At 60.2% G+C, this 13,452-nt stretch carries 12 protein-coding genes; 5 read left to right on the forward strand and 7 right to left on the reverse strand.

Annotated features, from left to right (window positions below):
• Nucleotides 1–2: 2 nt before the first annotated feature.
• The 4 genes from AB4X18_RS05210 to AB4X18_RS05225 form a co-directional block, all read right to left on the reverse strand.
• A complete protein-coding gene (locus AB4X18_RS05210) occupies nucleotides 3–869 on the reverse strand; it encodes an ABC transporter permease (protein ID WP_370399102.1) in 867 nt (288 codons plus the stop codon).
• Between the two features lie 4 nt (nucleotides 870–873).
• The gene (locus AB4X18_RS05215) at nucleotides 874–1,980 is read right to left on the reverse strand and encodes an ABC transporter ATP-binding protein (protein WP_370399103.1); all 1,107 of its coding nucleotides are present in this window, start codon (nucleotides 1,978–1,980) and stop codon (nucleotides 874–876) included.
• 75 nt (nucleotides 1,981–2,055) lie between these two features.
• Nucleotides 2,056–3,132 carry an extracellular solute-binding protein gene (locus AB4X18_RS05220; protein ID WP_370399104.1) on the reverse strand — a complete coding sequence of 359 codons (1,077 nt, stop codon included), beginning with the start codon at nucleotides 3,130–3,132 and terminating at the stop codon, nucleotides 2,056–2,058.
• Between the two features lie 121 nt (nucleotides 3,133–3,253).
• On the reverse strand, nucleotides 3,254–4,729 hold the full coding sequence (locus AB4X18_RS05225; RefSeq protein WP_432817150.1) for a PLP-dependent aminotransferase family protein: 1,476 nt from the start codon (nucleotides 4,727–4,729) through the stop codon (nucleotides 3,254–3,256).
• A gap of 116 nt (nucleotides 4,730–4,845) precedes the next feature.
• Here AB4X18_RS05225 and AB4X18_RS05230 point away from each other — a divergent pair, with 116 nt between their 5' ends.
• A complete protein-coding gene (locus tag AB4X18_RS05230) occupies nucleotides 4,846–5,952 on the forward strand; it encodes a mandelate racemase/muconate lactonizing enzyme family protein (protein ID WP_370399107.1) in 1,107 nt (368 codons plus the stop codon).
• Nucleotides 5,953–6,053: 101 nt separating this feature from the next.
• On the opposite strand, the gene AB4X18_RS05235 is transcribed toward AB4X18_RS05230, so the two are convergent.
• Nucleotides 6,054–7,580, reverse strand: coding sequence for a cryptochrome/photolyase family protein (locus AB4X18_RS05235; protein WP_370399108.1), 1,527 nt, complete (start codon nucleotides 7,578–7,580; stop codon nucleotides 6,054–6,056).
• Nucleotides 7,577–8,242 (reverse strand): SDR family NAD(P)-dependent oxidoreductase, encoded by a 666-nt coding sequence (locus AB4X18_RS05240; protein ID WP_370399109.1) that lies wholly within the window; start codon nucleotides 8,240–8,242, stop codon nucleotides 7,577–7,579. Before AB4X18_RS05240 ends, AB4X18_RS05235 begins: the two co-directional genes overlap by 4 nt.
• A gap of 244 nt (nucleotides 8,243–8,486) precedes the next feature.
• Between AB4X18_RS05240 and AB4X18_RS05245 the strand changes: the two genes are divergently transcribed.
• Nucleotides 8,487–10,055, forward strand: a complete 1,569-nt coding sequence (locus AB4X18_RS05245) for a 2-isopropylmalate synthase (RefSeq protein WP_370399110.1) — start codon at nucleotides 8,487–8,489, stop codon at nucleotides 10,053–10,055.
• 67 nt (nucleotides 10,056–10,122) lie between these two features.
• Here the strand turns inward: AB4X18_RS05245 and AB4X18_RS05250 are convergent, their stop codons facing one another.
• Entirely contained in the window at nucleotides 10,123–10,713 is a 591-nt protein-coding gene (locus AB4X18_RS05250) for a VOC family protein (RefSeq protein WP_370399111.1), read from the reverse strand.
• A 171-nt stretch (nucleotides 10,714–10,884) separates the two neighbouring features.
• On the opposite strand from AB4X18_RS05250, the gene AB4X18_RS05255 reads away from it, so the two are divergent.
• The 3 genes from AB4X18_RS05255 to AB4X18_RS05265 all read left to right on the forward strand — a co-directional run bounded on the left by AB4X18_RS05255 (nucleotide 10,885) and on the right by AB4X18_RS05265 (nucleotide 13,451).
• Nucleotides 10,885–11,931 (forward strand): rod shape-determining protein, encoded by a 1,047-nt coding sequence (locus tag AB4X18_RS05255; protein ID WP_370399112.1) that lies wholly within the window; start codon nucleotides 10,885–10,887, stop codon nucleotides 11,929–11,931.
• Between the two features lie 67 nt (nucleotides 11,932–11,998).
• Entirely contained in the window at nucleotides 11,999–12,919 is a 921-nt protein-coding gene (gene mreC / locus AB4X18_RS05260) for a rod shape-determining protein MreC (RefSeq protein ID WP_370399113.1), read from the forward strand.
• The gene (locus tag AB4X18_RS05265; protein ID WP_370399114.1) at nucleotides 12,912–13,451 is read left to right on the forward strand and encodes a rod shape-determining protein MreD; all 540 of its coding nucleotides are present in this window, start codon (nucleotides 12,912–12,914) and stop codon (nucleotides 13,449–13,451) included. Before mreC ends, AB4X18_RS05265 begins: the two co-directional genes overlap by 8 nt.
• The last annotated feature ends 1 nt before the right edge of the window (nucleotide 13,452 follow it).

The following is a 13,452-nucleotide window of genomic DNA, read 5'->3' on the forward strand; positions in this document are numbered from 1 at the left end:
CCTCAGCTTCTTGCCACGGTTGTGGCCAGCGTCTGTCCGGTCAACTTCAGACCCAGCCAGACCACAAGCGACGTGAACGCCAACAACAAGAACCCGAAGGCCGCACCTGATTCCCAATTGAACCGGGTGATGAACTGATCGTAGATCTGCTCGGTGAACCAGCTTGAATTCTTGCCCCCCAGCAGGATCGGCGTCAGATAACTGCCCGCCGTCAGCATGAACACCACGATGCAGCCCGAAACGATCCCGGGCATCGCATAGGGAATGATGATCCGCCGCAGCACCGTGAACCCGCTGCCGCCAAGGTTATACCCCGCCTCGATCATCGCATCGTCCATGCCGTCCAGCGTGGACACCAGCGGCACAATCATGAACAGGATCACCGTATAGACAAGGCCCACCACGACAGTCACATCGTTATACAGAAACTCAATGGGTTCATTGATCATGCCGCTCCACTGCAGGAACGTTGATATCACCCCGGTTTCGCGCAGGAGCAGGATCCAGCCGAAGGCGCGGATCAGGTCGCTGACCCACAAGGGGATCAGACACAGCAGGAATAATCCGCCCCGCGCGCGTTTGCTGGCGATCTTGGCGATGTAATAGGCAATCGGAAACCCGATGATCAGCGCCAGCGCAGTAACAAGGATCGACATCGACCCGGTGCGCAGCAAGGTGTTCCAGTAGATCGGTTCCTGAATGAAATCGATGTAGTTGCCAAAGCCGAATTCATAGACACGCGGCGCCACTTTCTCGCGCAGGGACAGCACGACCATGCCCATATGCGGCAGGATGATCAGCAGCGAAATCCACAGCGCGAAAGGCGCGAAAAGCAGGATCAGAGACAGGCGTTTGATGTCACTCTGCATCCGTTCAGGCCCTGAAACACATGGTTTGTTCGGCGGGCCAGCTCAGCTGCACCGCGTCGCGTGGCTTCAGATCGTTCGTACCGCCCGTCACGGTCACATCCGCCTCGATCAACTCCTGCGACGGGCCGCGCACCAGAATCCGGCTGTTCGCGCCGTTGAACAAAACGGAATCCACCGTTCCGTCCAGGGTGTTCTGCGCTTCCTGCGTTGTACCCTGTGCATCTTTGCGCCGTGCGGTGATGAATTCGGGCCGCACAAAAATGCTGACAGGCTCGCCTGCGCCAATCCCTGATGCCGCCGCCTTGCTGATCATGGTCAGACCGGCCGTTGTTTCCACTTGCGCACCGCCCTCCGCAGATGCGGTCACCTTGCCAGACCAACGGTTCGTATCCCCCACGAACCCCGCGACGAAAGCGGTCTTGGGCGCGTGGTAAAGTTCCTCCGGTCGCCCGATCTGCTCAAAACGGCCCTCGTTCATGATGGCCACATGATCCGACATCACCAGCGCCTCTGATTGGTCATGGGTGATGTAGATGAACGTCGTATTGAACTGATGCTGCAACAGCTTCAGTTCGATTTTCATCGCCTCGCGCAGCTTCAGGTCCAGCGCGCCCAGCGGCTCATCCAACAACAGCACATCCGGGTCCAGCACCATGCAGCGCGCAATCGCGATACGCTGCTTCTGCCCACCTGACAGCTGATGTATCTCGCGGCTGCCAACATCCGGCAGCGCGATCCGGTCCAGTACGTCTTTGACCTTCTGCTCAATCGTGGCCTTGTCGGCACCTGCACAACGCAGCCCGTAGGCGATATTCTCATTCACGTTCATCATCGGGAACAGCGCAAGATGCTGAAACACCATCTTCACGTTGCGCTTGTTGGGCGGGGTGTTCAGAACCGACTTGCCCTTGATGAAGATATCCCCCGCGCTGGGGTTCTCAAAGCCCGCGATCATCCGCATCAAGGTGGTCTTGCCACAGCCTGACGGCCCCAGAATGGAAAAGAAAGACCCCTCCGGAATGCTGAATGACACATCATCGACCGCGCGCACCGATCCGAACGTCTTCGAAACGCCCGTGCATTCCAGATCATAGGCGGGGCTGTCAGTCATCATCATGTTCCGTTTGGAGGGTATACAAAAAAAGGGCGGCAGACCACTGGTCCGCCGCCCCGAACGTCACTTGGATCAGCCGCCGGTGGCTGCCTTGATCTTTTCCAGCGTCTTGCCTTCCATGTCTTCCACACCCGACGGGATGTTCGCGAAGAACTTCAGGTTGGCAATGTCCTCATCCGTGAACGCGGCATTTACCGCTGCCTTCTTGTCCGCAGGCAACAGGTCAAGCCCGCCCTTCACGGCTGCAATCGCCCCCGTGCTGCCCGACATGATCGTCACGTTTTCAGGCTGCAGCACAAAGTTGATCCACTTGTAAGCCGCATCGTCCGCCTTGCCCTTGGCAGGCAGCGCAAAGGTATCGATCCACGCCAGCGCGCCTGTTTCCGGTGGCACAAAGACGATGTCTGGGTTTTCGCCATAGAGCTTGTACGCGGTCGAATCCCAGGTCTCCGACGCTACGATCTCACCCGACAGCATCATCGCAGACAGATCGTCACCGCCCTGCCAATAGGCCTTGATGTTGGATTTGCAGTCGATCAGCTTTTCCGCCACCTCGTCGAGGATCTCCTGATACTTGTCCAGATCAGCATAGGCTGCAAACGGGTCATGCCCCATCGAAAACGCCGTGCCCAGAAGGATCGTCCGCTTCAGACGCATGGAAGTCTTGCCCGCATACTGCGGATCGCACAGGTCATCCCAACCGTTGAAATCCGCGGCCATCGACTTGTTCGCCATCAGGCCGGATGTGCCCCACTGGTGTGGCACGGCATAAACCTCGCCATCGATGGTCGTGTTCGCCTTGACCCCTTCCAGATGGCTTGTCTCCATCACGGAGGTGTCGATCTTCGACAGGTCAAGGGGCTTGTAGATGTCGTACTCAAGCTGCGCGGCATAGATCCGGTCATGGCTGGGCTGCGCCAGATCGAAACCCGCACCGCCCGTTGCGCGCAGCTTGGCGATCATTTCCTCATTGTTGGAGAAGGTGACTTCCACGTCGATGTCAGGATATTGCGCCTCGAACTTGTCCACCAGTTCGTTCGGCGCATAGGAACCCCATGTCAGCAGACGCAGGGTCTCGGCTTGCGCGAAAGACGCTGTCGTCAGCAGCAATACCCCCACAATGCCGGTGATTTTATGTGTCTTGGTCATGTTATTCTCCCTGTTTCGCCACGCCATCACGCAGCAGATGTTATCTAACCACCAATCAGCTTAGTTGACCATTGGTCTACGCCTCATATCCATTACGGAAAATTGCGCATACCAATTGTCATCACGTCGCAACCACTTGTCCCAGCGCCTCCATGCCCGCACGGCTGTCTGCCGGACTGGTGCTACCAAAGCCAAGCACGAGGCCCTTCTGAGCAATCGGCTCCAGGCAATACCGCCCAATCGGGGCCACCGTCACGCCCCTGTGCGCGGCTGATTCCACCACGTTTTCTTCGTTGGAATCCTCGCGCAGGAATGCCGTCGTGTGAAACCCGCTCGCCGTGGTTTGCACGCTTACCCCCTCTGGCAACGCGCTGCTGGCCTCCATCAACGCCTCATACCGTTCGATATACAAGCGTCGCATCATGCGCACATGTGCCGCGAAATGCCCCTCGTCCATGAAATCCGCCACAACCGCCTGCGTTGACGTGGGCGGCGTGCTGATCCACGACGCAAACAACCGTTCGAAGGCCGCCGTCAGGCTTTCCGGCACCAGCATGAAGCCCAACCGAAGCGAAGGGAACAGCGTTTTCGAAAACGTGCCAACGTAAATCACCCGGTCCTGCGTATCGATGCTTTTCAACGGCGGGGTGGAGCGGGGGCCGAAATGAAACTCTCCATCGTAATCATCTTCCACGATCAGTGCCTGCGCGTCACTTGCAGCCTCCAGCAGCTCCAGCCGGCGGGCCAATGACATCACATGCCCCAGCGGCTGCTGATGTGATGGCGTCACAAAGCCCAGCCGGAAATGCGGTGCCTTGCGCAACCCGTCCGCCACATCGAGCCCCTCGTTATCAACGGAAACAGGCACCAACTGCGCCCCAGCCGCGACAAAGGCATTGCGCGCGCCCACCGCGCCGGGGTTCTCGTACCAGACCCGGTCGCCTGCATTCAGCAACACCCGCCCGATCAGCGAAAACGCCTGTTGCGCACCGCAGGTCACGAAAACCTGCTCCGGACTGCACCTGATGCCGCGGCTGGCGTTCAGATGGGTGGCGATGGCGCGTCGCAGGCCCTCGTGCCCTTCCGGGCGACCATATCCCATGATCTCCTCCCGGTCGCCGCGCAGATGACGCGCGGAGATCCGCGCCCACTGGCTGACCGGAAAGGCGTCCAGTGCCGGCAGCGCGGTGACGAATGCCCCGGTTGTATGCGGCAGCCACGCACGCGGCGCATAGGCCTTGAACGCGTGGTCTATCGTATGGGAAAGGCGCGGCACCTGGGCGGCATCCCGCGCCCGTGTCGCCCCATCCGCTGCAGACCGTTGATGTTCCAGAATATCACTGACGAATGTCCCCGCACCCACGCGCGACACCAGCAGCCCTTCCGCGACAAGTCGGTCCACCGCATCGATCACCGTGGTCCGCGACACCCCGATCTCATGCGCCAGCGTACGGCTTGCCGGCAGCCTGTCCCCGGCACCAAGCCCGCCGGACAGGATGATATCGCGCAATGCCATATAAAGCTGCACACCGACCTTGCGGTTGGCACTCCGGTCGATCTCGATCGAGGACAGCAAGGCGCCACCGGCTTTCTTCACGCCCCGCCCCCCTTTTCGCAATTGGCCTGCTAAATCCACCGTAATGGACCTTACTAAATGTCCAATCTTACATATCGTCAATGTCCAGTTCGAAGGAATGTCTGAAAGAAGTTCTCATGAAGATCACCGCCATCGAGACATTCACCGATGAATTCATCTGCTTCACCCGCGTCACGACCGAAGACGGCGCGCAGGGCTGGGGGCAGGTCGCCCCCTACTTCGCCGACATCACCGCTCAGGTGGTCCACCGTCAGGTCGCCCCGCACACGCTGGGCCGTGACGGATCGGATATCAACGCGTTGCTCGACCTTGTTCGCGATCGGGAGCATAAATTCCCCGGTTCCTACCTGCGGCGGGCCATGGGCGGGCTGGACACCGCACTGTGGGATCTGCACGCCAAAAAGGCAGGCAAACCCGTCTGCGCGCTGATTGGCGGCACGCCAGGTCCGGTGCGCGCTTATGCGTCTTCAATGAAACGCGACATCACGCCCTACGACGAAGCCGAGCGGCTCAAGGCGTTGCGAGACGAGAATGGTTTTGACGCTTTCAAATTTCGCATTGGCGCGGAGGTCGGCCGCGACGTGGACGAATGGCCCGGACGTACCGAAGAAATCATCCCCACCATGCGCACTGCCATGGGCGACAAGGTTGCGCTTTTGGTGGATGCCAACTCCTGCTACTCCCCTCCCCGCGCGATCGAAGTGGGCCGGATCCTGCAACAGAACGGCATCTGCCATTACGAGGAACCCTGCCCCTATTGGGAGTTCGCACAGACCAAGCAGGTGACCGATGCGCTCGACCTTGATGTAACGGGAGGCGAACAGGATTGCATGATGGCCAATTGGCGCGGCATGATCGATGGCCGCGTGGTCGATATCATCCAGCCTGACATCTGTTATCTGGGCGGTCTGTCCCGCACCCTGCGCGTGGCACAGATGGCCGAAGCTGCCGGCCTGCCTGTCACCCCTCACTGCGCGAACCTGTCGATGGTCACGCTGTTCACCATGCATCTTTTGCGCGCCATCCCGAATGCGGGCAAATACCTCGAATTCTCCATCGAGGGGCTGGACTACTACCCCTGGCAGGACCAAATTTTCATCACCTCACCCTACGGGATCACAGATGGTCACGCCACCGTCACCGATACCCCCGGTTGGGGGGTTGAGGTGAACCCCGATTGGCTGGATCGGGCGACGTACTGCAAAAGCGAATGGGAAGGCTGAGTGACGGTGCCGCCCTTCCTGTCCGTGGACCGGATGCCTGTTACACCCACATCGCGGCACCTGCTCCCCTGATCTGAGCCCGCGCAATCAAGCCTTCTGCATCAGACAGTTTCACCTGCATCCAGCTTCTCCAGAAAAGCCGCCGCATCCTTCAGCACGGTTTCGCGGCGGTCGTCATCCATCCGGTCCCAAGTTCGGTACATATTCCCCATCCGCGCGTTGTTGGAAAACCGTTCCCGATGCCGGTCCAGAAAGTGCCAGTAGAGCAGGTTGAACGGGCACGCCCCTTCCCCCGTCTTGACACTTACCTTGTACGCACATCCCTTGCAGTAATCCGACATGCGGTTGATGTAAGCCCCTGAGGACACGTAAGGTTTCGACGCAATGATACCGCCGTCCGCGAACTGCGACATGCCGACAGTATTCGGGCTTTCCACCCACTCAAATGCATCCGCATAGACGGCCAAATACCATTCATGCACCTGTCCGGGGTCAATCCCTGCCAGCAACGCGAAATTGCCCGTCACCATAAGCCGCTGGATGTGATGCGCATAAGCCTGTTCGCGGGTCTGCCCCACGGCGTGGGAGATGCAGTTCATCCGTGTCTCCGCCCCCCAGTAAAAGTCCGGCAAATCCCTGTTCTGCTTCAGAACATTTCGCGAAGGATAGTCTGGGCCTTCCAGAAAATAGATGCCCCGCACATATTCCCGCCAGCCGATGATTTGCCGAATGAACCCTTCCGCCGCATTGATCGGCACATCACCTTTTTCCCACGCCTTTTCAACCGCCTGACACACCTCCAGCGGTCCCAGCAGGCCGATATTAAGGTAGGGTGAAACCACGGCGTGATACAGGAACTGATGCCCTTCCAGCATCGCATCCTGATAATCCCCGAACCGGGGCAAGGCATGCTTGACGAAGTAGTCCAGCGCTTCCAAAGCCTGCGCGCGCGTTGTGGCAAACCCAAATGGCCGCAGGTCGCCGAAATGCCCCTCGAAACGCGCCTCTACCAGCGCCAGAACCTCTTCGACCTTCGCGTCTGGCTCAAACCACAGGGGACCATCCACGGTGACATCATCGGGCGCGGCCTTGCGATTGTCGTGGTCGTAGTTCCACTTGTCACCGGCCGGATCATCCCCGTCCATCAACAACCCCGTCTTGCGCCGCATGTCGCGGTAGAAATACTCCATCCTCAGGGCCTTGCGCCCGTCTGCCCACTTTTCGAACTCCGCGTGGGACGCGATGAAACGGTCATCTTGAAAGATATGCGTCTTGATCGGCGCATGTTTGATCTTGTTGATCAGCCGCCATTCTCCCGGTTCGGTCACCAGCACCTCTGACGCGCCGGTTTCTTCCGCCCGACGCAGGAGTTCGCCGACGATTGATCCTGCGTTGTCCGTATCGTCAAGCTGCGTGTACCGCACGTCCCAGCCTGCGTCCCGCAATGCGCCCGCAAACTTGCGCATGGCAGCGAAGATCAACGCGATCTTCTTGGGGTGATGCCCCACGTATCCCGCTTCTTCGTCCACCTCAGCCATGACAACGACATCGCTGTCCTTGTCCGCTTCTCGCAGGGCGCTCAACCCTTCGGAAAGCTGGTCCCCCAGCACCAGAACAAGACGTTTCACCACACGACCTCCTTACCCGCCCAATCATAGAACCCGCCTGTATGTTCAGGCGACAACCCTTCCATCACGCGCAACAGGTTCTCCGCCGCCTCCGCAGCGGGCACCGCCGGATGCCGGCCCAGATACTTGGCCGTAAATGGGGTCTGAACCGTTCCGGGATGCAGCGCCACCAGCACGTTTTCGTTATGTGTCCGCGCCAGCTCAATCGCCGCCGTATGCACCACCTGATTGACCGCTGCCTTCGCGGCCCGGTAGCTGATCCAGCCACCCATCCGGTTGTCGCCGATCGACCCGACCCGCGCCGACAGCACCGCCATCACCGACCGGCCCTTGCGCGGCAACAGGTCATGCGCATGGCGCAACACCAACGCAGGCCCCACCGCATTAAGGGCGAACTGATCCATCATCGCCTTTTGGGAGATCGCCTTGATCGTCTTCTCGGGCTCCGCCCCGTCAATCTCCAGCGCACCTGTCGCCACGATCACCCGGTCGAACGGCCCATCAAGCCGCCCCAGATGATCCGAGACTGAATTTTCATCCGTGATGTCAAAGCCATCCACTGACCGGGACAGCCCGGTCACATCTGCGCCCTGCGCGCGGCAAGCGGCAGTCAAGGCCGACCCAATCCCGCCCGAGGCACCCAATATCAATACGTTTTCCATGGCATCTGACCTAGGCCTCTGCCCGCCAAATCAAGAAAACTCCCCCTTCCCATTTCAAAATCGCTGCGTATAAATGATGGAATGACACACGCAGCCCATATCCCGACCCCGCCACGCCTTCGCGCGTGCGCCCTGCGTGCCACCCTGCTGCTGCTAACCCACCTCTGAGCGTGCCATCCCGGCGCGCCCGCTCAGAGGAGAGCCTGCGCGCCACGGATTTACAGCAGACAAGAAAGATACCGACATGACCAACCAAACCGAACAAGACCGCGTCTTGATCTTCGACACCACCTTGCGCGACGGCGAACAATCCCCCGGCGCGACCATGACCCATGCCGAAAAGCTTGAGATCGCAGGACTTCTGGACGAAATGGGCGTGGATATTATCGAAGCCGGTTTTCCCATTGCGTCCGAAGGCGATTTCGCCGCCGTATCGGAGATCGCACGCCAGTCGAAGAACGCCGTGATCTGTGGCCTCGCCCGTGCACAGCTGCCCGACATCGATCGCTGTTGGGAGGCGGTGAAACACGCGGAAAAGCCGCGCATCCATACGTTCATCGGCACCTCGCCTCTGCACCGTGCCATTCCGAACCTCACCCAGGACGAAATGGCCGACCGCATCCATGAAACCGTGACCCACGCCCGCAATCTGTGCGACAATGTGCAATGGTCGCCGATGGATGCAACGCGCACCGAACTCGACTATCTTTACCGGGTCGTCGAGATCGCGATCAACGCAGGCGCGACCACCATCAACATTCCCGATACCGTCGGCTACACCGCGCCGCGCGAAAGCGCCGATCTGATCCGCAAGCTGATCGAAAACGTCCCCGGCGCGGACGAGATCACGTTCGCCACCCACTGCCACAATGACCTTGGTATGGCGACGGCCAATTCTCTCGCCGCCGTCGAAGCGGGCGCGCGCCAGATCGAATGCACCATCAACGGCTTGGGCGAACGCGCCGGAAACACCGCACTGGAAGAAGTCGTCATGGCCATGAAGGTCCGCAATGACATCATGCCCTACCAGACCCGGATCGACAGCACCAAGATCATGAACATCTCGCGGCGCGTTGCTGCGGTGTCAGGCTTCAGCGTGCAGTTCAACAAGGCCATCGTCGGCAAAAATGCCTTCGCGCATGAATCAGGCATCCATCAAGACGGTATGCTCAAGAACGCCGAAACATTCGAGATCATGCGCCCTGAAGACGTCGGCCTCGCCGAAACCAATATCGTGATGGGCAAGCACTCCGGTCGGGCCGCGCTGCGTTCCAAGCTGGAAGAACTCGGATTTGAACTGGGCGACAACCAACTCAAGGACGTGTTCGTGCGCTTCAAGGAGCTCGCCGATCGCAAGAAGGAAATCTACGAGGATGACCTCATTGCCCTCATGCGCACCACCACTGATCCGCAAGAGGACCGGATCAAGCTGACCTCCATGCATGTGGTATGCGGCACCGAAGGGCCGAACGAGGCGCGCATGACGCTGGAAGTCGACGGCCAGACCCAGCAAACCGAACAATCCGGCGACGGCCCCGTCGATGCCGCGTTCAAATGCGTGAAATCCCTTGTGCCCCATGACGCGCGCCTGCAACTCTATCAGGTGCATGCCGTGACAGAAGGCACGGATGCGCAGGCTACCGTGTCCGTGCGCATGGAGGAAGACGGGCGTATCGTGACAGGGCAATCGGCGGATACCGACACGGTCGTGGCGTCCGTCCGGGCCTATATCCACGCGCTCAACCGCCTGCTGGTGCGCCGTGAAAAGGGTGGCACGGACAAGCGGGAAGTCAGCTACAAAGATGTAAGCTGACCGTAGGGTGCGCATTCATTGCGCACCGCTCGACCGCAAGAAAGGAGGTGCGCAGTAAATGCGCACCCTACGTATCATCATACGGGTTCTTCGCTGACCGATCCGTGCTCAGCGAAGCTTGCGAACGCTCAACGATCATCAGGCAGGCATCGGCCAGATGCTCCCGCTCGATCGCCTTGGCCCCCCGTGCCACGCGCAGCTTGTGCGCCTCCAGCATCACTTCGGCGTGGCTGCTGCCCCGCGGCGGGATGAACGTGTAGCAGGCCAGTTCAATCAGCAACCCCAGCGGATCCTTGAAATAGACCGAATGCATGAAACCCCGGTCTTTCACCCCGGTATGATCAATGCCTCGGACCTCAAGCCGCGCGGGGATCTGGTCAAACATGGCCCGGTCCACCTCGAAGGCGATGTGATGCACACAACCGGGGTCCATCGGCGTGCGGTCCGGCGTGCCCTTGCGCGTCTCGTTGGTAAAGATCGTGATCAGCCGCCCGTCGCCGGGATCAAAATACAGATGGCCCTCGTCAGGGTCGTCCAGATTGGGCTGATCGAAGATGAACGGCATCCCCAGCACCCCTTCCCAGAAATCAATGCTGGTCTGCCTGTCCGCCCCTGTCAGGGTGATGTGATGCACCCCAAGGCTTTGAATTTTCTGCATTGTCGAACCCCTTTCTGACACCCTGTCCACAGACCTTACCGCACAAGCAACAACATGCCGAGCGTGACGTCAGAGACCCCTTTCACCTGTGCTGCGCGCAGCCTATAAGAACGCTTGCCCGCCTCATGCAGAGTCGCGGGCCAAACGCTTTATTGGCAAGGACCATCTGGCATGAACATCTTCGGGAACCTCAGGGGCCTCTTCTCCTCTGACATGGCGATTGATTTGGGTACGGCGAACACGCTGGTCTACGTCAAGGGCAAGGGGATCATCCTGTCCGAACCGTCGGTCGTGGCCTATCATGTGAAGGATGGCGTGAAGAAAGTGCTTGCAGTGGGCGAGGATGCCAAGCTGATGCTGGGCCGCACACCGGGCAGCATCGAGGCGATCCGCCCGATGCGCGAAGGTGTAATTGCCGACTTCGACACCGCCGAAGAGATGATCAAACACTTCATCCGCAAGGTGCACAAACGCTCCACCTTTTCCAAACCCAAGATCGTCGTTTGCGTGCCCCATGGCGCGACCCCGGTGGAAAAACGCGCGATCCGCGATTCCGTGCTGAAAGCAGGCGCGCGGCGTGCGGGCCTGATCGCCGAACCCATCGCAGCCGCCATTGGCGCGGGCATGCCAATCACAGACCCGACCGGCAACATGGTCGTGGACATCGGCGGCGGCACCACGGAAGTGGCCGTGCTCAGCCTTGGCGACATCGTCTATGCCCGGTCGGTCCGCGTGGGCGGCGACCGGATGGACGAAGCCATCGTCAGCTACCTGCGCCGACAGCAGAATCTGTTGGTGGGCGATACCACGGCGGAACGGATCAAAACCTCCATCGGCACCGCACGGATGCCCGACGACGGGCGCGGCACCTCGATGCAGATCCGGGGGCGTGACCTTCTGAATGGGGTGCCCAAGGAAATCGAAGTGACACAGGCGCAGATCGCCGAAGCCCTCGCCGAACCCGTGCAGCAGATCTGCGAAGCGGTGATGACCGCGCTTGAAACCACCCCACCCGATCTGGCGGCCGACATTGTCGACCGGGGCGTGATGCTCACAGGTGGCGGCGCGCTGCTAGGTGATCTTGACCTTGCCTTGCGCGAACAGACCGGGCTTGCAGTCTCCATCGCGGACGAGTCGCTCAATTGTGTGGCGCTTGGCACCGGCAAGGCGCTGGAATATGAAAAACAGCTGCACCACGCCATCGACTATGACAGCTAAAGCCTGCTAGACAGGGCGTAATCCCGGCCATGGCCGCTTTGGCCCGTCGGGCAGGAGCGTTTCTTCAATGGCCAGAGACCGATCACTTCAATCCAGCGACTACACCGGCCCCCTGCGCCGGTTGTTGCTTGCCGTGCTGGTGATCCTGCTGGGGGCGATATTCCTTGTCTGGCGCATCGACAGTCCGCGCGTGGAACGGTTCCGCGCCCAGATCACCGACCAGATCGTTCCCAATTTCGACTGGGCCATGGCCCCCGTCACAGGCACGATCAACCTGCTGCGGGATTTCCAAAGCTACCAGCGGTTGTCCGAACAGAACCAGGAACTGCGCAGCGAACTGCGTCAGTTGCAGGCATGGAAAGAAGCCGCCTTGCAACTGGAACAGGAAAACGCGCGGCTGCTGGACTTGAACAAGGTGCGTCTTGATCCGCGCCTGACTTTCATCACCGGGGTCGTTTTGGCCGACAGCGGCTCGCCTTTCCGGCAATCGGTTCTGCTGAACGTGGGCGCGCGTGATGGGCTGGTGGATGGGTGGGCCACGATGGACGGGATCGGACTGGTCGGGCGCATTTCCGGCCTTGGCCAGAATACCGCACGGGTGATCCTGTTGACTGATGCGTCAAGCCGTATACCGGCCACGATCCAGCCTTCGGGCCAGCGCGCGATCGTGGCGGGCGACAACTCCGCCGCGCCGCCCATCGATTTCATCGAAAGCCCCGACCTTGTGCGCCCGGGCGACAGGGTGATCAGTTCGGGCGACGGCGGCGTGTTTCCCGCCGGATTGCTGATCGGGCAAGTCGCTGCCGATCCCGGCGGGCGCCTGCGCGTCCGGCTTGCCGCGGATTACGAACGGCTGAAATTTCTGCGTGTGCTGCGCCACTATGGCACCGAAAACGTCACGGACACCGCGCAGGTCATCGCCCCATCCGGTCCGCTGGCCTTGCCCGAAGACGATTTCCCTCCTGACACACCGACTGCCAATGACTGATCTTTCACCTACACGGTTGTGGATCATGCGCGCAGGATTTGTGCTGCTGGCCATGGTGATCCTGTTCTTCCAGTTGCTCCCGCTGGAAACGACCCCGCGCTGGTTTGCGGGACCGGACCTGCTGCTGGCTTTTGCCTGTGCCTGGTGCCTGCGCCGCCCCGATTATGTCCCGATGCTGGTGCTCTGTGCGCTGTTCCTGCTCGCTGACCTGCTCTTGCAACGCCCTCCGGGCCTGTGGGCATTGCTGGCGCTGATCGGGTGTGAGAACCTCAAAGGCCAGGGACGTACCCTGCGGGATTCCAATTTCTTGGCCGAATGGCTCAGCGTATCTGTCGTGATCATCGCGATCATGCTGGCCAACCGCATCCTGCTGGCCATCGCCTTGATTGATCTGCCGGGTTGGGGGCTGAGCCTTTCCGAAGCAGGCATGACCCTGCTAGTCTATCCATTGGTCGTCGCGATCAGCCACTGGCTGATGGGGGTGCGCAAGATGACACCCGGCGATCTGGACGCACTGGGCCAGCGGGCCTGAG

Source organism: Sulfitobacter rhodophyticola, assembly GCF_041281685.2.
Classification (GTDB): Bacteria; Pseudomonadota; Alphaproteobacteria; order Rhodobacterales; family Rhodobacteraceae; genus Sulfitobacter.

Excerpts from the sequence above, each read along its gene's own strand:
- AB4X18_RS05245 (WP_370399110.1), top strand. The coding sequence starts at position 8,487 with ATGACCAACCAAACCGAACAAGACCGCGTCTTGATCTTCGACACCACC.
- AB4X18_RS05230 (WP_370399107.1), top strand. The coding sequence starts at position 4,846 with ATGAAGATCACCGCCATCGAGACATTCACCGATGAATTCATCTGCTTC.
- AB4X18_RS05265 (WP_370399114.1), top strand. The coding sequence starts at position 12,912 with ATGACTGATCTTTCACCTACACGGTTGTGGATCATGCGCGCAGGATTT.
- AB4X18_RS05250 (WP_370399111.1), bottom strand. The coding sequence starts at position 10,713 with ATGCAGAAAATTCAAAGCCTTGGGGTGCATCACATCACCCTGACAGGG.
- AB4X18_RS05240 (WP_370399109.1), bottom strand. The coding sequence starts at position 8,242 with ATGGAAAACGTATTGATATTGGGTGCCTCGGGCGGGATTGGGTCGGCC.
- AB4X18_RS05210 (WP_370399102.1), bottom strand. The coding sequence starts at position 869 with ATGCAGAGTGACATCAAACGCCTGTCTCTGATCCTGCTTTTCGCGCCT.
- mreC (WP_370399113.1), top strand. The coding sequence starts at position 11,999 with ATGGCCAGAGACCGATCACTTCAATCCAGCGACTACACCGGCCCCCTG.
- AB4X18_RS05220 (WP_370399104.1), bottom strand. The coding sequence starts at position 3,132 with ATGACCAAGACACATAAAATCACCGGCATTGTGGGGGTATTGCTGCTG.
- AB4X18_RS05255 (WP_370399112.1), top strand. The coding sequence starts at position 10,885 with ATGAACATCTTCGGGAACCTCAGGGGCCTCTTCTCCTCTGACATGGCG.
- AB4X18_RS05215 (WP_370399103.1), bottom strand. The coding sequence starts at position 1,980 with ATGACTGACAGCCCCGCCTATGATCTGGAATGCACGGGCGTTTCGAAG.